General features: G+C 62.0%; 13 protein-coding genes and 2 pseudogenes. 8 read left to right on the top strand and 7 right to left on the bottom strand.

The features are described from left to right. The first annotated feature begins 81 nt into the window (after positions 1–81). From BOP93_RS12360 to BOP93_RS12340, 5 genes are all read left to right on the top strand, one after another. Positions 82–1,266: a sensor histidine kinase gene (locus tag BOP93_RS12360; protein ID WP_104502845.1), complete on the top strand. Its 1,185-nt coding sequence runs from the start codon at positions 82–84 to the stop codon at positions 1,264–1,266. After that, positions 1,263–1,916 (top strand): response regulator, encoded by a 654-nt coding sequence (locus BOP93_RS12355; protein ID WP_104502844.1) that lies wholly within the window; start codon positions 1,263–1,265, stop codon positions 1,914–1,916. Before BOP93_RS12360 ends, BOP93_RS12355 begins: the two co-directional genes overlap by 4 nt. Then, a complete protein-coding gene (locus tag BOP93_RS12350; protein WP_104502843.1) occupies positions 1,913–4,231 on the top strand; it encodes an ATP-binding protein in 2,319 nt (772 codons plus the stop codon). The genes BOP93_RS12355 and BOP93_RS12350 overlap by 4 nt, the downstream gene beginning before the upstream one ends. Continuing rightward, a complete protein-coding gene (locus tag BOP93_RS12345; RefSeq protein ID WP_104502842.1) occupies positions 4,228–4,737 on the top strand; it encodes a response regulator in 510 nt (169 codons plus the stop codon). Before BOP93_RS12350 ends, BOP93_RS12345 begins: the two co-directional genes overlap by 4 nt. A 250-nt stretch (positions 4,738–4,987) precedes the next feature. Beyond that, positions 4,988–6,253, top strand: coding sequence for a pectate lyase (locus tag BOP93_RS12340; protein ID WP_162303215.1), 1,266 nt, complete (start codon positions 4,988–4,990; stop codon positions 6,251–6,253). On the opposite strand, the pseudogene BOP93_RS27780 reads toward BOP93_RS12340, so the two are convergent. From BOP93_RS27780 to BOP93_RS12320, 4 genes and pseudogenes are all read right to left on the bottom strand, one after another. Then, positions 6,229–6,843 (bottom strand): annotated as a pseudogene (locus tag BOP93_RS27780) (alpha/beta fold hydrolase). The gene BOP93_RS12340 and the pseudogene BOP93_RS27780 overlap by 25 nt on opposite strands. A 69-nt stretch (positions 6,844–6,912) precedes the next feature. Beyond that, the gene (locus tag BOP93_RS12330; RefSeq protein WP_104502841.1) at positions 6,913–8,172 is read right to left on the bottom strand and encodes a type II toxin-antitoxin system HipA family toxin; all 1,260 of its coding nucleotides are present in this window, start codon (positions 8,170–8,172) and stop codon (positions 6,913–6,915) included. Continuing rightward, positions 8,165–8,482: a helix-turn-helix domain-containing protein gene (locus BOP93_RS12325; protein WP_104502840.1), complete on the bottom strand. Its 318-nt coding sequence runs from the start codon at positions 8,480–8,482 to the stop codon at positions 8,165–8,167. The genes BOP93_RS12330 and BOP93_RS12325 overlap by 8 nt, the downstream gene beginning before the upstream one ends. Positions 8,483–8,717: 235 nt before the next feature. Then, positions 8,718–8,843 (bottom strand): annotated as a pseudogene (locus BOP93_RS12320) (short-chain dehydrogenase); the annotation flags it as partial. 267 nt (positions 8,844–9,110) lie between these two features. Between BOP93_RS12320 and BOP93_RS12315 the strand changes: the two are divergent. Genes BOP93_RS12315 through BOP93_RS12305 form a run of 3 tightly spaced genes read left to right on the top strand, consistent with a single transcriptional unit; the run spans position 9,111 to position 14,669 of the window. Next, positions 9,111–9,914 (top strand): response regulator transcription factor, encoded by an 804-nt coding sequence (locus BOP93_RS12315; RefSeq protein WP_104502839.1) that lies wholly within the window; start codon positions 9,111–9,113, stop codon positions 9,912–9,914. Further along, complete coding sequence (locus tag BOP93_RS12310; protein ID WP_104502838.1) at positions 9,914–12,316, top strand: hybrid sensor histidine kinase/response regulator; 2,403 nt, start codon at positions 9,914–9,916, stop codon at positions 12,314–12,316. Before BOP93_RS12315 ends, BOP93_RS12310 begins: the two co-directional genes overlap by 1 nt. Position 12,317: 1 nt before the next feature. Continuing rightward, positions 12,318–14,669 (top strand): TonB-dependent receptor, encoded by a 2,352-nt coding sequence (locus BOP93_RS12305; protein ID WP_104502837.1) that lies wholly within the window; start codon positions 12,318–12,320, stop codon positions 14,667–14,669. Between the two features lie 502 nt (positions 14,670–15,171). On the opposite strand, the gene BOP93_RS12295 is transcribed toward BOP93_RS12305, so the two are convergent. The 3 genes from BOP93_RS12295 to BOP93_RS12285 form a co-directional block, all read right to left on the bottom strand. Next, positions 15,172–16,254, bottom strand: a complete 1,083-nt coding sequence (locus tag BOP93_RS12295) for a sensor domain-containing diguanylate cyclase (protein ID WP_104502836.1) — start codon at positions 16,252–16,254, stop codon at positions 15,172–15,174. 165 nt (positions 16,255–16,419) lie between these two features. Then, on the bottom strand, positions 16,420–16,782 hold the full coding sequence (locus BOP93_RS12290; protein WP_104502835.1) for a response regulator: 363 nt from the start codon (positions 16,780–16,782) through the stop codon (positions 16,420–16,422). Next, complete coding sequence (locus tag BOP93_RS12285; protein ID WP_104502834.1) at positions 16,779–18,581, bottom strand: sensor histidine kinase; 1,803 nt, start codon at positions 18,579–18,581, stop codon at positions 16,779–16,781. Before BOP93_RS12285 ends, BOP93_RS12290 begins: the two co-directional genes overlap by 4 nt. Between the last annotated feature and the right edge of the window lie 160 nt (positions 18,582–18,741).

Genomic DNA, 18,741 nt, shown 5'->3' with positions numbered 1-18,741 from the left:
TTGGCAGATGGCGCCCCGCCCGCTCAACGAGGTTTAATAGCCCGCCTCGCGCCCGCGAGCCTGTGACACCGGAGCCCAAGCATGCAAAACACGCCACACGATCCCGGTAGTGCCTTGGCGATCCGCGCGCATTATCGACAATCCGAAAGTCGCACCGCGCGTTTGCGGTTGCTGGTGGATACGGGGCAGGCATTGCCGCAACTGGCGCCTGATGCCATGCGCGAACGCGTGTTGGCGCGGGCATGCGCGTTCCTTGCAATGGACCACGGGCTGATTCAGGAGTGGGATGCCGAGGGATGCGCCACTGTCACAGCACGCCATGGCACCCAGCATCGATTAAGCAGCCTCAGCGCCGTCGCCGATCGCCGCTTACGCACACCGTGCTGGCTGGAGCTGCCGGGAAGCGCCCTGCCCAGTGTGTTGCAAGTGCCGCTGCGCGGCGGTGATGGTGATGCCTTTGGCGTACTGATACTGGGCAACAGGGTCAGCCTGCGCGCGCCAGACCATGAAGACAGTGAATCCCTGCAACTGCTCGCCACGCTGCTGGCCGCGCACCTGCAAAACGAACAATTGCTGAGCACCCTCAAAACGCGGGACAGGACGCTGTCCGACCTGGTCAACCGACTGCTGCGCGCCCAGGAAGACGAGCGCAAACGGGTGGCTTACGACCTGCATGACGGCCTGGCGCAAACCCTCGCCGGTTTGCATCAGCGTCTGCAAGGGTTCGCCGGCCGTTGCCCAGCGCTGCCCGGCACACTGAACGCGGACCTGCAGGCGATTCTGACACTGGCCCAACACTCGGTAGGTGAAGGCCGGCAACTGATCGCCGGCCTACGCCCGACGGTGCTGGATGATTTCGGCTTGTTCAAGGCGCTCGACAAAGAGGCCGACCGCCTGCGCGAAGCCGCTGTCAGCGTGCAATGGGCCACCGCCTACGAGGGGCGCTTGCCCAGCCAGGTGGAAATTGCCTTGTTCAGGATCGGCCAGGAAGCCATCAACAATGTCCTTAAACATGCGCAGGCCAGCCATGTGCAACTGGCGTTGGAGTTGCGCGAGGACCACGCTTCACTGCAGGTAAACGACAACGGCAAAGGCTTTACCCCAGGCCAGCAACTGGACAACAAGGACGCCCAGCACCTGGGCCTCGCCACCATGCACGAACGCGCCAGCCTGCTGGGTGGCCAGCTCAATTGCGCCAGCGCGATCCACTGCGGCACGCAACTGCACGCCCGCGTACCGGCCTATCTGAATGGAACACTGCAATGAATGCCGTATTGCGTCTGGTGCTGGCGGATGATCATGAAGTCACGCGTACGGGCTTCGTCGCGTTGCTGGCCGGCCATCCGCAGTTCGAAGTGGTCGGCCAGGCCCGTGATGGCCAACAAGCGGTGGAGCTGTGCGAACAGTTGCTGCCTGACATCGTTATTCTCGATATTCGTATGCCGGTGCTCAATGGGCTCGGCGCCGCCCGCCTGCTGCAACAGCGCCTGCCGGCCATCAAGGTAGTGATTTTCACCATGGATGACAGCCCCGACCATCTGGAAGCCGCGATGAATGCCGGCGCGGTGGGCTACCTGCTCAAGGACGCCAGCCGTAACGAGGTGATCGATGCCTTGCAACGGGTCGCCGCCGGTGAAGAAGCGCTCAACAGTGCGGTGAGCGCTCGCCTGCTGCGACGCATGACCGAGCGCAACGCCAATGGCGTGACGGCAACGGAAAACCTGACCCCACGGGAGCGTCAGGTGCTAGGGCTGGTCGCGAACGGAATGAGCAACCGGAAAATCGGTGAACACCTGGGGATTACCACCGGCACCGCTAAAGCCCACGTCGAACGGGTGATCGGCAAACTCGGTGCGGCCGATCGCACCCAGGCCGCCGTGCGGGGTATCGCGCTTGGCCTGGTAACCCAGGCATGAGGGTGTTCTACGCCAGGCGATGGGCCGACTTGCCCCTGCGCGGCAAGGCGCTGGTGGTGATTTCACTGCCGCTGGTGGTGCTGTTGTTGTCGTTGGTGCTGATCTACATCACCGAGCGTCAGACAGCCCGCGCTGAAGAGGACGTTCGCCGCGTGCTGCGGGTGCAAGGCGATATCCGCGCCGTGCACACCCTGCTGGCCGAAGCCGCCGCCAGCGTGCGCGGATACCTGCTGACTCGCCGCGATGACTTCCTGCCGGGCTACCTCAACGCCAAGCCGCAGATTGAGTCAGCTCTGCGTCGACTCGACGGCGATGTTCGCGATCAACGGGTGCGTGAGCAACTCGCGTCGATCACGCCGCTGATCAACAGCAAAATCGATGGGCTGGAGGACATGCTCAACGACCCGACGACAAGCCCTGAGTCGATTACCAGCATTCTCGTCAGCAACAAACACATCCTGGATGCCTTGCGTCAGCACATCGGCACCATGCTCACCCTTGAGGACTCTTTGCTGGCTGAGCGCACGACGGCCGCGGCCGAGACGCGCCAGCGGCTGCTGCTGTCCACTTGGCTGGCGGCCATTTGCGGGCTGTTTGGCGCAATCGTCGCGGTGCTGTTTCTGTCCAAGGGCATTGTCGCCCGGGTGCAGCAAGTACAAGGCAACGCGCAACGCCTGGCCCTGGGGCAACCGCTGCGGCCGCAGCCACCGGAAAACGACGAGATCGGCCAATTGGGTACGCGGTTGGTGGAGGCCGGCTTGCTGCTGGCCGAGCGCGAGCGTGCGTTGCGCGAGAATGAAGAGCGCTTGCGGCTGATCATCGATGGGGTCAAGGACTACGGGATCTTTGCCCTCGATATTGCGGGCTATGTCACCAGCTGGAACGCCGGTGCGGAGCGGATCAAGGGCTACACCGAACAGGAAATCATCGGTCAGCATTTTTCGCTGTTCTACCTGCCACAGGAATGCCCGCAACACCCGGCCATGGCGCTGGATGAAGCCACCCGCAAGGGGCATTACATGGAAGAAGGCTGGCGCCTGCGCCAGGACGGCACACGCTTCTGGGCCAGCGTGGTGATCACGGCGCAGTTCGATGCGACCGGAGCCTTGCGCGGTTTCTCGAAGATCACACGCGACATTACCGACCGTCGCGCGGCGGAGATTGCGCTGGGCACCGCCCGCGAAGAAGCCGAACGTGCCAGCCGGGCCAAGAGCGAGTTTCTCTCACGCATGAGCCATGAACTGCGCACCCCACTCAACTCGATCCTGGGCTTTGCGCAACTGCTGGACCTGGATTCGGCGGCAGGGCAAAAAGCGCAAGTCGGTCACATCCTGCGCGCAGGCCAACACCTGCTGACGCTGATCAACGAAGTGTTGGACATTGCCAAGATCGAGGCGGGACGCTTGCCGTTGAACATCGAACCGATCCCTTTGGCGGGTACGCTGCAAGAAGCCCTGGCGCTGGTGTCCCCCATGGCCGCCGACGCGGGCATCCAGTTGCAGGCGCTGCCCACCCTGGCGGCGGATATCGGCATCGTTGCCGATCGACAGCGCCTGACCCAGGTGCTGCTGAACCTGCTGTCCAACGCCATTAAGTACAACCGGCCTCAGGGCCAGGTGAGCATTGAAGTCAAGATCGAGGGGCAACGCATCGGCGTGTCCGTCTGCGATACCGGCAAGGGCATCGCGGCCAATCACATCGGGCAGCTGTTCAAGCCGTTCGAGCGCCTGGGGGCCGACCCGAACGTCGAAGGTAGCGGCCTGGGCCTGGCACTGAGCAAAAGCCTGCTGGAAAAGATGAAGGGCGGACTGAGCGTGCACAGCCAACCCGACATCGGCTCACGCTTCACCCTGGAACTGCCCTTCGTGCGCGTACAGACGTCCGGCGACCTGGCCGCAGCCGTAATCGATACCACGCCGGTGCGCCCTGCCCCGGCGCTGCAGGGCAAGGTGGTGTATATCGAAGACAATCTCTCCAGCCTGGCGCTGATCGAAACCTTGTTGCACCGCCGGCCGGGAATAAAACTGCTGTCCAGCATGCAAGGCCAACTGGGCCTGGACCTGGCCGCACAGCATGCGCCCCGGTTGATTTTACTGGACGTGTCACTGCCGGACATCGACGGCCTCACCGTACTGCAGCGCTTGCGCCGGTCTGCGATCACCCGGCACACACCGGTGCTGATGATCACCGCCGATACCAGCGACCTCACCCGCCAGGCCCTGCACGACGCCGGTGCAACGGCGATATTGAATAAGCCGATTAACGTCCCCGCGTTTCTTTCCCACCTCGACCAGTACTTTCCGGAGCCCATGTGAACCTCGACCAGCGCATTCTGATCATCGACGACCAACGCCCGAATCTCGATCTGGTGGAGCAATTGCTGGCGCGCGAAGGGCTGAGCAACGTACTGAGCAGCACTGAGCCATTGCGCACACTTGAGCTGTTCAACAGTTTCGAACCGGACTTGGTGATTCTTGACCTGCACATGCCCGAGCTCGATGGCTTTGCCGTGCTGGAACAACTTAACCGGCGCATCCCCAACGGCGAATACCTGCCGATCCTCGTGCTGACCGCCGATGCCACCCGCGACACCCGCCTGCGCGCCCTGGCGCTCGGCGCCAGGGATTTCATCAGCAAGCCCCTGGATGCGCTGGAAACCATGCTGCGGGTGTGGAACCTGCTGGAAACCCGCGTGCTTTATAAAACCTTGCGCACGCTGGTGCCGGCAGATCAGATTGAGTTGTTGCAACGGCGCGGCTCAAAGGACGGCACCGGGCCCACCCACGCGACGACGGCCCCCACCGCTATCCGACGCTGCTAGACGCGGATTCGCTTGATATCGCGTTGCGGCGGCTCGCCAAGCAGGCCCACCAGGCGCCGCACGCAAGATAACAGGCACCAGGATTGCGAGGCAGGGTTGGGACGGACGAAAACCGATTAAAAACGGCCGGCTGACAGCGCCCGGCTGAACCTCAGCTGAAGGCAATGCTTATCGGACTTAAACCGTTTGATAAATACCCGCGCCTGTTCAGATCATGGCGAGCCCGTATTGAGCCCTCAGGAATACGCCGTTGACCTTCCCGATTCAGCCGTTTCTTTCAGCCTTGGTGCTAGCAACCGCTGTGCTGGTCGCGCAGCCGTCTCTGGCGGCAAGCCATGCCGAGGGTTTTGCCAAAGACGTGACCGGAGGTGGCCCGCTTGCGGCCGTGCACCCCGCCACGCCGGCCGAACTGAAAAAGGCGTTGTGTGCACGCTTCGACACGCGCGGCAACTGCACCGATGACACACCGCGTGTCATCGCCCTGGACCATAGGTTTGATTTCCGCGGTTCGGTGGTGTCCGACGGCAGCGCCCAGGTCACAGAGGCCGGGTGCATGGCCAACGCCTGCCCCCACGGCGGCGGGCAATGGGCAATCGACGGTGCCAACCACTTCTGCCAATCGAGACCGCCGGCCACGGTGACGTATGACAAGGCCGGGTTGCAGCGCCTGAAAATCGGTTCGAACAAGACCCTGCTGGGCGTGGGCGTCCACGCCGGCATTCAGGGCATGGGCTTGTTTATCGGGAACGGCGCGCACAATGTCATCGTGCGCAACCTGGTGCTGTCGGACATCAACCCCCGTGTGGTCTGGGGCGGCGACGCACTCACACTGGACGATGCCGACGGCGTATGGATCGACCACAACACCTTTGCGCGTATCGGTCGGCAGATGATCGTCACCGGTTGGGGCAGCGCGTCCCATGTGACGATCTCCAGCAACGAATTCGACGGCCGCACGCCCTACTCTGCAACCTGCGATGGTCATCATTACTGGGTATGGCTGTTTCTTGGGCATCACGACACCCTGACCCTGCTTGACAACTATGTGCATGACACGTCCGGACGCGCGCCCCATTCCGGCGGCATGGGGAATGCCGAGGTACGCGCGCAGCTGGTCAACAACGTGTTTGCCCATCTGACGTACCAGGGCGCGATCATGTCGCGTACCGCCAGCTCCTATCTACTGGCGGAAGGCAATGACTTCGAAGACGTGTCCCACCCGCTGTTTAACGATACCCGGCAACCGGGCCGCGCGTACGCCCTCTTCGCGCCTCTTCCGCCGTCGGCCGACGATTCCTGCCAGGTAGCGCTGGGCAGGCCATGTATTGCCAACCGGCAGCGCCAGAGTGGTGATGACTATCGGCCTCAGGATGCTGCTGCGCTGGAGGCGTTCAAGGCCTACCGTCAGTACCTTGTTGCACCGCAGCCAGCCGACATTGCGCGGATTGAAGTGCTGCGCGATGCGGGTGCCGGTCACCTCATTCCTCTCCTTCATCGTTCAATACTCCCTCCTTGATTACGCAACAGATTCAGGACCCCATCGGCAAATCTTTCCGGAGCCTCTTGAGGCACGTTATGACCAACGCCTTCCAGAATCTCCCGGCGATACGGCCCGATAAAATAACGAGCGAATGGATCGTCCCTGGCAGGTGGATCGACCGCATCAGCGCCCCCTCCAGAACCAGTGAAGGCACCGAGATCTTTGGTTGCGCAGCAAGCCGAGACGCTATGTTCCGGTAGGCTGGATCGCCTTCAACCAATCCGAAACGATGACGATACGAGTGTATTACCACCTCAACAAAGTCGTGGTTCTCAAACGCTGCGGCGGTCGTATCAAACGCCTCCTGGGCGAATCCCCAGGTTGGCGCCTATTGCCGCCTGTTCTCCAGAGCGCATTGTCTGCTCATTCAGAAATCTGGTTTGGCCATAACCACGAAGGTAAGGCGTGAGACATCGCTTCCCAGCCGAGGCAAGGATCCTGGCGACCTCATCGTAGGCATGCACGTCATAGGGGAAGCCGTGCAGCAACACGATGGGAGGTCCGTCTACCGGACCGACCTCCAGGTAGGCGATTTCCAGAACACCGGCTCTAACCGTTTTCATCATTCCCTCCCATATAGCTTGCGCGATGACCCGCTCCTCCCGATCGTCAACGCAGACCGCTGCCCGGTGCTTTTACTGTAGCCGAGCGACGTTCTGATCGATGCGCCCTTGGATAGTGCGCAATGTTTCTCGAGTAATCACCTCTGGGTACAGATCCTCGGCAATGCTCGCAAACCGGCTCGCCACCTCACAAATACCGTCAATCATTCTGGCGGCAACCTGCGGGGGCACCTCGGCTTCCTCGGCAAGCCGAAGCATGTGCGTGCGGGAAATCGACAGGGCTTCCCCCATCACATCCATCTGGTGATACCCGCCCGGTCCCTCGCAGAACGTCACATCGTATGCCGGCGACAATTTCCACTGACCGTCTTGCGACATGATGTAGGCAAAGTTCTTGGGATGATCGTCTCGGTTGTTGAATGCAACGTTGAAGACGGCACGTTTAAAGGCGACCGCCATCTCTCGCACGTCGTTGGTACACATTTGTGTTGCGCGCAGGAAGTTGACGTAGTCCAACACGCCCGGCGAGCGGTAATCGGCCCCGGTAAAGGCCGCAAGGCTTTGCATGGGTATGCGCAGGCCATCCCGGCGGTCAAATCGCTTACTGGCAAATGCCGCCAACCCATCAGGCAGACTGAAATACTGCGTTTCCGGGGTTTCGATACCGCACATGCGCAAGCACTCGGCGTAGGCCATTTCGATGGCGCACACCTCGGCATGTTCTTCCTTGGCCGGAAACTTGACCAACCATGCTTCAAAGCCCGGCGTGACGGCCGTAGTAAACCCGCCGGTTTCGGGATCGCGATAAATGAGAGCCTTAGGCCTTGCACCTTGAGGCGAGCCGCCCACCAGCAGCAACGTGTGCAGGAACTCGCCACCGTCGCCATGAAGCACTTCCTGCACCTGAGCAGCAAGCTGTTCCAGCGGAAAGTGGACTTCCGATGCTTGACCTTCAGGTACCACGGGCTCAAACGTCATGGCCCCCATTGCATTGCTGCCGACGTAGGCCAATCGTTCCAGTGCGCCGATGCGCGCCGTGGTGAGCCCGCGGCGCCTGAACATTCGGTCCATCAGCAACATGCCCCACCCATCCGGCAGGGAATCGTAAACAGGCCCCGGCAGGTGCAGTTGGTGGTCTGGAAAATCTCGGCGCAACGCAGGCCCTTCCAGCGCCAGCCTGTAGGAGGACAGTTCCAGGCCCCTTTGCCTGGCTTCATTGCTGTACTCAAACACGATCATCGGGCGACCGGTCAGGGCAGTCGTGGAGACCAGCGTGCCCCATTGCCACCGCTCACCAAAGCCCTCGTAGAAGACGTTAACCTGCTCAAGCATTGTCGGACTTCCTCTTTATACGCAGGCGCTTGGCGCTGTTTTCGTAGCGCCGAATATCCTCGATGCTGTCCAGCTTTGGCAGGAAGAGGCCTTCAAGTTCTCTGGTTCGGCCAAGCGCCATCGCCACCCGAATGATGTTCTCGAATCCGACATTGCGTCCTGCTTCAAGGTTGGACACTGTGTTGGCGCCGATGCCGGCACGCCCGGCCAGGTCGGCTTGTGTCATGCCCAACGCCAGGCGCTCTGTGCGCAGGCGGTCGCACAGGCGCTTGACGACCTCGCTCGGCTTGCTGAAGCTTAAATCCAACATGGTGTGTGCCCAGCCAGTCTGTTCCCGTTAATGCCTGAAATTATAGAATTAACACGAGCTTCTATCCAACTGCATAGCCACCTTATTTTGGGTCTTATGGCTTATTTTCCCAGATTACACACAATTTATTGGATTTAAGCTGCTTGAACCGATAGCGCGGCCCATGTCGTTTGGAGTCCGGGCAAACACCGAGACCTGTTCCAGACAGGTGCAGTGCGCCGGATAGCAGGCATATTCAACACTCTTTGATTTCCTTCCAGGATTGGGCAACCTGCTCGGCACTGGCGGCGTTGACTCGGGTCAGATCGACGGGATAGTCGACACCCGGGTTTTCGACAAACCGCGTCGCCGTGAACTGGCCTTTCAGGTCAGTTAAAGCGTCAACCGCCAAAAGCTTTCTACGCCCGCGCATCATCGCCATTAAACTTGCAAACGCTTCAGTTCTCCCTTCATCTGCCGCTATTGCTATATCAATTTGTCGCCGCCCCGGCGCGTGACTTATCGTTGCAAAACGCTCTACAGTTCGGCAGGCAGACACGCTTGGGTGAGCGCCTGCTGTCGAATCCCTCGGGTCTTGCCGGCGATATCGCGGCAACGAGCTGGCGAAAAACATAAGAGAACCTGGCGAATGAACAATGGCCACTACGAGCGGCGGACAGCGGCGGCGTCCGATTCGTTGCCGCATATTCTGCTGATCGACGATGTCCCTGAAGATATCCGTGCCACGCTCATCCTGCTCAAGACCCAACCCTGGCGCGTTTCGGTGGCCAGCGACGCCCATCAGGGCTACCAACGGGCGCTCGCCCTGCGTCCGGACCTGATCGTGCTGGATGTCCACATGCCACATATGAACGGCTTCAGCCTGTGCAGGCTGTTACGCGAGGCGCCGGCCACCCGGCATACCCCGATTCTGTTCCTGTCATCGGCCAATACGTCATTGGAGCGCCTCGAAGGGCTGGCCGTGGGCGCGGTGGACTACATCCCCAAGTCCTACGCGCCCGAGGAAGTCCTGGCGCGCATCCGGATTCATCTGCAATTGACCTGGCGAGCGCCGCCGCCCGTTCAGGAACACCTGGCCGAGCCAGCACCGCAGGGCGATGAAATCGTGTTGCGGGCGGCCATGCGCTTGATTGAACAGCAACTGGACGATGTGCCCTCCCTGCCCTGCCTTGCGCAGAAAGTCGGCACCCATGAAAAACGCCTCTCCGCGATTTTCCGTGAGCACCTGGGGCTGACCGTGTTCGCCTACATTCGCGATGCGAGGCTGCGTCGTGGCCAGGCACTGCTCTGCGAAAGCGCCATGAGTGTGCAGGACGTCGCCGAACTGGTGGGCTTTCGCAATGCGTGCAACTTCACCACCGCATTCCGCCAGCGCATCGGCATGACGCCCAGTCAGTTCCGCCAGCACTCCCTGGGCGGCGAGCAAGCCTGATGCGGCTTCTACAGTTCCTGTTGCTGACGCTGGCATTGTTATCCGCCGGCCTGCTGCGCGCCGCCCCCATTGACATCTGCCAGGCTGAGCACCTGGAGCTGATGCCCACGCTGCGCATCTTCGAGGACACCCAGGCCCGCTTGAGCGTGGACGACGTTGCTCGACTGCCCGAAACGCGTCTTGCCGCCCCAAGTCCAGGCTGGCCGACCCAGGGCTATAGCCGCTCCGCGTTCTGGTTGCGCGTGCAGCTCACCAACGCCAGCGACGTGGCGTGTTCGCGCCTGCTGGTGGTAGGGGCGCCGCGCCTGGAGGACATCCGCGTCTACCAACGCGCCGATGGACACTGGAGCGATGCACGCGCCGGTAGCGCTTATCCCTTGACCGAATGGCCCCAGCCCGCCGCACGTCAGCCTGCGTTCTCGGTCTCGCTGGCCGCGCGGGAAAACGTCACGGTACTTATCCGAGTGACAAGCCGTTTCCAAATGCTGCTGGAGCCGCAACTGTGGTCCGAATCTGCGCTGCTGCGCAGTCAGCAACAGACCTACCTGAGCGACGGACTCACCCTCGGCATTGTTCTGCTGGTCGTCCCGTTCGGCCTGATCGTCGGCTGGATCCTGCGCTCTCGATTGCTGACGGTGAACGCGGGCGCGGTGCTCAGCTACATCCTGCTGACCTGCATCCTCAATGGCTACCTGGTCTACTGGCCCGCCGCGCTGGACTGGACACGCGAGTTACTGACCTGCGCCAGCGCGGTCTCGTTTGTCCTGTTTCTGACCTACATGCGTGTGCTGCTGCAGGTGTCCCGCCTGCCCAGAGCCATTGGCTGGAGCTACTGGGTGCCCCTGTCGGGCTGCATCCTGGGCCGGCTCTGGTGGCTGAACGTCGATCCAGTCCAGGGCGCACAAATAATCCAATGGTCGCTGATGAGCTTTTATGCGGTGCTGCTCGCCACGTTATGCATGGCCTGGCGCAGACGCCTGAGTTACAGCCCGATGGCCTGGCTGGTGCCGGGGCTTTTGCTGGGCCAGTTGCTGATGCGGATTTTCTTGCCTCAGGAGCAGTTGCCCTGGCAGTCGCCGCAAAGCAAATACAGCTTATCGTCCACGCTGGCAGGCGTGGCGTTGCTGGTGTGTACCTTGATCATGGAAGTCGCGCGCAGCCGCGGCCGTGAAAAGCACGCGCTGTCCAGCCTCGAACACCAACGCCAGGCCGAGCACGAACGCCTGGAAAGCACCGTCGCGCTGCGCACCGCGCAGTTGCGCGAATCCCTGGCGGCGCGCAGCGCCCTGATGGCGCGGATCAGCCACGACCTGCGCTCGCCGCTGGTGCGCATCATCGACTATGCGCGTCTGCTGCACGCCGGGCCGAACCGCAATTATCCAGCCACGATCGAACGCAATGCCCGCCAGCAACTGGAACTGATCGATGAGTTGCTCGAATTTTCCCGTGGTGAGCTGGAGCAGGTGCAACTGACCCTCGCGCCAGGTTACCTGTACGGCTTCCTCAAGGAGATCGCCAATGAGGCCGGCTTTCTCGCCGCGCGTCAGGGCAACACCTTCGAAGCGGTGCTGGCGGATGACCTGCCGCCGCTGGTCGAGGCCGACTTCAAACGTCTTCGACAAATTCTCATGAACCTGCTGGCGAACGCGGCAAAGTTCACCCGCGATGGCCAGATCCGTTTCGAAGTGAGCGCTCACCCGGGAGCGACGGCTGAGGGCGTGGAGTTGCGCTTTTGCGTGATCGACACCGGTATCGGCATCGATCCACACGAGTTCGAACATCTGCTGCAACCGTTCCGCCGTGGCCGCAATGCGCAGCACCATGAGGGCAGCGGGCTGGGCTTGTCGATTGTGACGCAATTGCTGGCGCGCATGGGCAGCCGGCTCGAACCACACGGCACTGTACGGGGCGGCAGCCATTTGAGTTTCAGCCTACGGCTCAAATGCGCCGGGGAGCAGGATCTGGAGCTCGGCATCATCGACAACAACGCCGCGCCGCTCGACGGCCGGGGCAAACATGTTCTGCTGGTAGATGACGTAGAGCAGAACAGCGAATGGCTGTATGACCTGCTGGCCGGCTATGGCTTTGACGTGAGCATGGCGTCGAACGCCGAGCACGCTTTGGCGTGCCTGGCCGGACAATCGGTCGACCTGCTGATCAGCGACCAGATGATGCCCGGCATGGACGGCTGGGAGCTGCTGCGGCAGGTGCGCAATCGCTGGAGCCACCTTCCCGTGTTGCTGTATTCGGCGGTCCCGCCACGCAGGCCGCTGGATTATCCGGACGCTCTGGCCTTTGACGGGGCACTGCTCAAGCCCGCCGACAGCCGAGAGTTGCTGGCCTGGGTCAAGACGCTGGCCTGCCCGGACACGGTGCGTCGCGAGATGGCCCGGGAGGTTTAGCATGCCGGGTCCAGGTTATCGGCTGCTCTGGCTCGGCTGCCTTGTGACATTGCCTTGGGCGCCGGCCAATGCCGGACAAGAGGCACCCGGCCCTCTCACGCTCGATGAATCAACCGTCACCGCCCGGCGCCGCGAGGAAGCGGTGCAAGACGTACCGATCCCGATCAGCGTTCTCTACGGCGATCAATTGGACGAGGCCGGCCTGCATCGGCTTCAGGACATCCAACAGCGGGTACCCGGCCTGGTGGTGTCCGGTCATGACGCGCGCTTCGCCGGGTTCGGACTGCGCGGCCTGGGCGCGACCCCCTACAATGATGGCCTGGAAGGCAGCGTCGGCACTTACGTCGATGGCGTTTACCAGGCGCGCCAGGGCATGGCCTTCACCGAGTTGATGGACATCGAGCGCATCGAAGTCCTGCGCGGGCCGCAAGGCACCTTGTTCGGCAAGAACACCACCGCCGGCGCGCTGAGCATCATCACCCGCCCGCCAACCTTTGCACCCGAAGCCAACCTCGAAGCCAGCCACGGCGAGCACGGTCTGCGCGACTATCGCGGCGTGATTTCCGGGCCGCTGCAGGATGACGTACTGGCCGGGCGCCTGAACGTTTTCAACCGTTCGGTCGATGGCGCCGTGCGCAACCTGCAAGATGGTACCCGCCTCGGTGACGCCGACAGCCAGGGCCTGCGCGGGCAATTGCTGTGGACGCCCGACCCGGATTTCAGCGCGCGCCTGATCGCTGACCATGCCGAGCACAACGAAGCCGGCAATGTACTGTTGGCCAATCACTACAGCGCCCAGACTCGCCAGCGCGCCAGGTTCCTTGGCTATCCGCTGGCGGAACCTTCGCCTTACCGGCGCGAGACACGCATCGACGCACCGGGCCGTCCGCAGACCCTGCAGAATGGGGTCTCATTGGAGTTGAACCGGGACCTGGACGCGACCACGCGCTTTACCAGCATCACCGCCTACCGCGACTGGGACTACCGCGCCACCCGCGACGGCGACAGCACGGCGCTGGCGGTGGCCGAGTCCGCAACCGCGCTGAGACACCGCCAGTTCAGCCAGGAATGGCGTCTGTCCGGCACCGCCGGCTCGTCCATCGACTATGTCGTCGGGCTCTATTACCTGCGTCAGCAGCTCGACCGCAAGATCGACGTCGAATTCGGCAAGGACGCCGCGCCATGGTTCGTCGGCGACCAGCTGGCATCGCTGAAAAAAAACTATGGCATTACCTTCACCGCGCCAAACCAAGTGCCGTCCATGCTGCTGGAGGGCGCCCGGCAACGCTACGACGGCGAGCAGAAAAGCGAAAGCCGCGCCCTTTTCGGCCAGGTTTCCTGGCGTCCGATCGATCCGCTTGAACTCACCGGCGGCCTGCGCTACAGCCAGGAGCTCAAGAACGGCTGGGTCTCCCGCGACGTCAGTAACCTCGCCCCGCTGAATGGGTTACCGCCGGCTTTCCAGGCGGGCGCGCAATTGCTGCGTGGGATCGCACTGGGCGGTGGTTATTACCGCGACGATTCGATTGAAGAAAACAGCCTGTCCAGCCTGCTCAGCACCAGCTACCGCTTCAACGATGCGGTGATGGGCTATGCCAGCGTGTCGCGGGGCTACAAGGCCGGCGGGATCAACTTCGACGTGGTCGGCCCGTTCACTGCTCCCACGTTCGAGCCGGAGCGCGCCACGTCCCTTGAACTGGGGGTGAAGACGCGCTTCTGGGAGGACCGCGCCATGCTCGACCTCGCCGTCTACCAGACCGATGTCGACAACTACCAGGCGCTCACCTACAGCCCGCCGACCTCGCTGTTTGCGCCACCGCTGCGGGACAACCTGATCAACGTCGGCAAGGTCCGCCTGCGCGGCATCGAACTGGACTCGGCCTGGCAACTCGGCCCCCCGCTCACCGCACGCCTGGGCCTGGCCTGGAGCGATGCGCGCTATCGCAGCTTCCCCAACGCCCCGTGTCCGCCGGCCTCGGGCCAATGGACCTGCGACCTCAGCGGCGAGCGCCTCTACAACGCGCCGCAATGGAGCTTGAGCGGCGGCCTCGACTACACCCATCCGCTGGCGTATGGGCTGCAGGCCTACAGCGGTATCGACTACAGCTTCAGGAGCGGCTACTACGGCACCCTCGAAGGCGGCGAAGGCAGCTATCAACCCAGCTACGGGCTCACCGACCTGCGTCTTGGGTTGCGCAGCCAGGACCGTGCCTGGGAAGTGGAAGGCTGGGTGCGCAACGTGTTCGACCGCCAGTACATCACCGCCGTGTACTCGTTGCTCGGCGCCGGTGACTACGGCGTCATGACGGGCAGCGAACGCACCCTGGGCACCACCGTCAGGCTCCGCTACTGACCCATAGGTATCTACATAACGCTGTAGCGCCCAACGCTAACCACGATGCGCAGCGAGCCGCTCTTGATCTGGCTTTTGATCTTGATCTCAGGCGGCCCGTTAAACCACGCTGGCCGAACGCAGGCTTGAATCCGTGGGCAACCCGGCAGGACGCCGGGTTAGCCGCACTGGGCCATGGATGGCCCATTGCGGCGGCCCACGGATTCAAGCCTGCGTTCGGACACACCGAGCCTAGGCGAGGTGCCGAGTGGTGGGGCAAGAGCGTTTTGCTTACTTTTGCGCTTTTCAAAAGTGAGCCGCTGTAAAAGCGGAGCCCATAGCAGCCGTGACCGCAGAAACGGATATGTACTCAACCCAATCCAACATCCCGGCCAGCCCGGAGGCCGCCATCGGGGGCAAGCCCCCTCCCACATTTGGATTTGTGGGGTATCAGTAAGATAGTCATAGGCGGCCAGGCCCAACGGGGAGCAAGCTCGGCGTCACGCCAACGTTGTGTAGATACCTATGTCCCGATAGCCGAAACACACCGCACCGGACAAAACGCCAGACGATTACCACCGGCCTTTTTCGACAGGTACATCGCCTGGTCCGCCTTGCTGATCAGGCCATCGACCTGCGCCCCATGCTCCGGGTAAAACGCCACGCCGATACTCGCGGCAATCTCCACCGTCTGCGTGCCAATCAAAATCGGCGCGTTGGCCGCCTGCAGCATTCGCTGGAGCAAAGGCTCGCTGTCTTCCACCGCCTGCAACCCCACCAGCCCTGCCACAAACTCATCGCCACCGAGCCGCGCCAAGGTATCGCCTTCACGCAACGTCGCGTTGATCCGCGCCGCGACAATCTGCAACACCCGATCGCCCCAATCGTGGCCGTAACTGTCGTTAAGCGCCTTGAACCCATCAAGGTCAATGAACGCGATCGCCACTTTCTGCCGGTCAATGCGCGCCTTGCCCAGCGCCTGGCGCATCCGCTCGGCCAACAGCAACCGATTGGGCAGTTGCGTGAGCGCGTCATACCGGGCATCACGTTCCAGCAACCGCAGGCGCTGCTTCATCTGCGTCATATCGCTGAACAGCGCCACATAGTGCTGAACATTGCCGTGACGGTCATGCACCGCACTGATGCTGATGCGCGAGGTCATCTGCCGTCCATCCTTGTGGCTGCTCTGGATCTCACCGGACCAATGCCCGTGGAAATCCAGCGCGTTCTTCATCGGCGCATAAAACGTCGCCAACCGACGCACCATGGGATGGGCATTCAACGCTCGCCCCAGCACTTCGTCCCGCCCATAGCCGGTGAGCCGGCTGAAGGCCTCGTTCACGGCGATGACGCGGCCGAACGGGTCGACCAGGATGATGCCGTCGCGGGCATGGCTGAACACAGTGGCGGCCAACTCAGGGCACAAAGTGCTGATGCGACGGTCGAGTGCGGCTTCGTCACTGGTGATCGGACAGGATGTGGAGTCGAAGCCTCGTCGGGCCAGATGCGTGGCCAGAAAAGAGAGCGACTTATGCAGTCGGGTCAGTGCCTTCGCAGCGAGCGCGCAGTTAAGGCAGTGGCTACGGATGAAGGTGCGCAGGTTCATGGCGGGACGCGGTGCTCGTTGCTGCGGTGGGGTTGAGTGCAGGGATTATCAAGACGCAGGCCTGCCGGGGCCTTTGCCCGACCGGACACAAGCTTTGCGGGAGGGGATGCAGTGAAAAAAATTCCCGGGTTTCAGCCGGGACAGGCCGCCACAGGTTTTTACTGCCTAACGTTTGAGCGTCAGTGCAACCTTCAGTCGAAGATCCCTCTCGGCAAAGGGCTTACGCAGAACCGGACAGTCGGCGAACTCTTCGGGCAGTCCGCTGACGCCGTAGCCCGTACTGAACAAAAAGGGGATATTGCGTGAGCGCAGAATCCTGGCGGCCGGAAAAACGCGCTCTCCCGCCAGGTTCACGTCCAGGATCGCCACGTCTACGTCCACCACATCGGCCACTTGCAGCGCCTTCGCAAGGTGGGCCACGGAGGCGACCACCGTGCACCCCAGGTCTTCGAGCATTTCCTCGATCAGCATCGCAATGGCGCCTTCGTCTTCAACCAGAAGCACCCTGATTCCTGTGAACGAGGTCATGGCTTGTTCTCGGCAACCATGAAGGAGAGATGACAGTGAACGCCTTCACGGGCGAAGTTGAGTTTAAAAGAGCCGTTCAAATCGCGCTCGATGCAGCGCTTCATCAACCGCGAGCCCAGCCCTTCGCGCGCAGGCGTTGACACCGTGGGGCCGCCCTGTTCGCGCCAGTCCAGGATCAGCAGCGCTCCGTTCGGCTGGGGTTGCACGCTCCAGTCCACGCACAGGGCCCCCGTCTCGGTGGACATCGCGCCATATTTAAGGGCATTGATTGCCAATTCATTGAGCGTCATGGTGAGGCTCAAGGCAACGCGGGTGTCAACCTCGATGGCATCACCGGTGATCCTGATGCGGCCGGGCTCGGCGCCCAATACCGGCATTAACACCTCTTGGGCCAGCACGCCCAGCGGAGTCAGGCCCCAATGCCGCTTCGTCAGCAGGTCGTGGGCACGCGACAACGCAAGCAGCCGGCCTTCGAAGCGGGTATACCCGTCCTTGGCATCCAGCGCATTGCGCGCCGTCTGCGCCGCCAGGGACTGGACCGTGGCCAGGGTGTTCTTGACCCGATGGTTAAGCTCGTCAATCAGGTTTTTCTGCCGGTCTTCCGCCTGCTTTCGCTCGGTGATATCCACGAGCATGTTGATGGCGCCGATCAGGTTTCCGTTTCCATCGTGCAGCGGGGTCGGGTAAGGCGCAAAGGGCACGCGGGTGCCATCCGGACGCTCCGCAATCGCCTCGACCCCGCGTATGGAACGGTTTTCCTTGAGCGCCACGGCCATCGGGCATTGGTCGTGAGGAAGGTAGGTGCCATCGGTGTTGAACAGTTTCCAGGTTACGCACCACTGGTCGCCCAATTGCGGCGTGCGCCCCGACAACTCGACTGCCGCGCGATTGTAGAAGGTGATGCACCCCTCGGCGTCGGTGGTGTAGACGGCCGCCGGCAGCGCCTCCAGCAGATTGCGCATGTGCCGCTCGCTTTCCTGGCGCTCGGTTTCGGCGGCATGCACGCGGGTCACATCAATAGTGAAGCAACGGGTGTTGAAGAATTTGCCGTCTTCAAATCGCCCATTGGAGGTGATCGCGACGTGTTTGATGCTACCGTCCCTGGCCCGCAGACGCGCCGGGTAACTGTTGAGGCAATCACCGCTGCCGAGCTTGTTGAGGATGTCGTCGATGACCGGCTCATCCACATGAAATTCGTTGATGGGGCGACCGATGTACTCGTCTGCGCAATAGCCCAGCAGCGCCAACTCCGCTTTGTTGGCCCGCAGGATAATGCCCTCGCCGCTGACGATATGCAGGCCCACGGCGCTGTTTTCGAAAAAGTCTTCGAGATCGGAACTCTTGCGTCGCAATTCTTCGGCGATGGCGTGGTGCAGCGAGACGTCCTGAAAGCAATTGATCGCGCCCTGGATTTCTCCATGCCGGTCTCTGAGCGTGCGGATATTCATCAGCGCCACGAACCGCGAGCCATCCGGGCGCTCAATCATGACTTCCTGGTTACGCGCACACAGGCCCGCATTGAGCGTCGAAGCCATCGGGCATTCGTCAACGGCTAACGGCGTGCCGCCTGGGGTGTAGAGCCGATAAGAGCCGCAAAAACGGTCGCCCTGCTCACCCAGGGCCGGTGTTCTTCCCCACAGATTGACCGCCTCGCTGTTGAACCTGACGAGCCACCCTTCGCGATCGCAGAGATAAATGGCCCCCGGAATGGCGTTGAGCGCGTGGGTCTCCATGGCGATCAGGCTCTCGTACTCACTGGGTACCCCTGTGTCTTTGGGGACCCCCTCCACGTTCAACATACTTCGTCCTCTGTGCACCTGTGCTGATACGCGTCTGCCATCGACGTCTTCGCTGCCCCCTGAGTGTATGCCTGAGACTGCATTCCATCCTGGAAAATTTCAATTGAATGATCAATCGGCAAATTTTCAGCCCGTTCCTGGCTATCGCCAGCAACACGCC

The sequence above is a fragment of the Pseudomonas orientalis genome, from assembly GCF_002934065.1.
Lineage (GTDB): Bacteria > Pseudomonadota > Gammaproteobacteria > Pseudomonadales > Pseudomonadaceae > Aquipseudomonas > Aquipseudomonas orientalis_A.
This window is presented reverse-complemented; position numbering and strand designations above follow the sequence as displayed.

Excerpts from the sequence above, each read along its gene's own strand:
- BOP93_RS12290 (WP_104502835.1), bottom strand. The coding sequence starts at position 16,782 with ATGACCTCGTTCACAGGAATCAGGGTGCTTCTGGTTGAAGACGAAGGC.
- BOP93_RS12330 (WP_104502841.1), bottom strand. The coding sequence starts at position 8,172 with ATGCTTGAGCAGGTTAACGTCTTCTACGAGGGCTTTGGTGAGCGGTGG.
- BOP93_RS12285 (WP_104502834.1), bottom strand. The coding sequence starts at position 18,581 with ATGTTGAACGTGGAGGGGGTCCCCAAAGACACAGGGGTACCCAGTGAG.
- BOP93_RS12355 (WP_104502844.1), top strand. The coding sequence starts at position 1,263 with ATGAATGCCGTATTGCGTCTGGTGCTGGCGGATGATCATGAAGTCACG.
- BOP93_RS12350 (WP_104502843.1), top strand. The coding sequence starts at position 1,913 with ATGAGGGTGTTCTACGCCAGGCGATGGGCCGACTTGCCCCTGCGCGGC.
- BOP93_RS12360 (WP_104502845.1), top strand. The coding sequence starts at position 82 with ATGCAAAACACGCCACACGATCCCGGTAGTGCCTTGGCGATCCGCGCG.
- BOP93_RS12315 (WP_104502839.1), top strand. The coding sequence starts at position 9,111 with ATGAACAATGGCCACTACGAGCGGCGGACAGCGGCGGCGTCCGATTCG.
- BOP93_RS12305 (WP_104502837.1), top strand. The coding sequence starts at position 12,318 with ATGCCGGGTCCAGGTTATCGGCTGCTCTGGCTCGGCTGCCTTGTGACA.
- BOP93_RS12325 (WP_104502840.1), bottom strand. The coding sequence starts at position 8,482 with ATGTTGGATTTAAGCTTCAGCAAGCCGAGCGAGGTCGTCAAGCGCCTG.
- BOP93_RS12310 (WP_104502838.1), top strand. The coding sequence starts at position 9,914 with ATGCGGCTTCTACAGTTCCTGTTGCTGACGCTGGCATTGTTATCCGCC.
- BOP93_RS12295 (WP_104502836.1), bottom strand. The coding sequence starts at position 16,254 with ATGAACCTGCGCACCTTCATCCGTAGCCACTGCCTTAACTGCGCGCTC.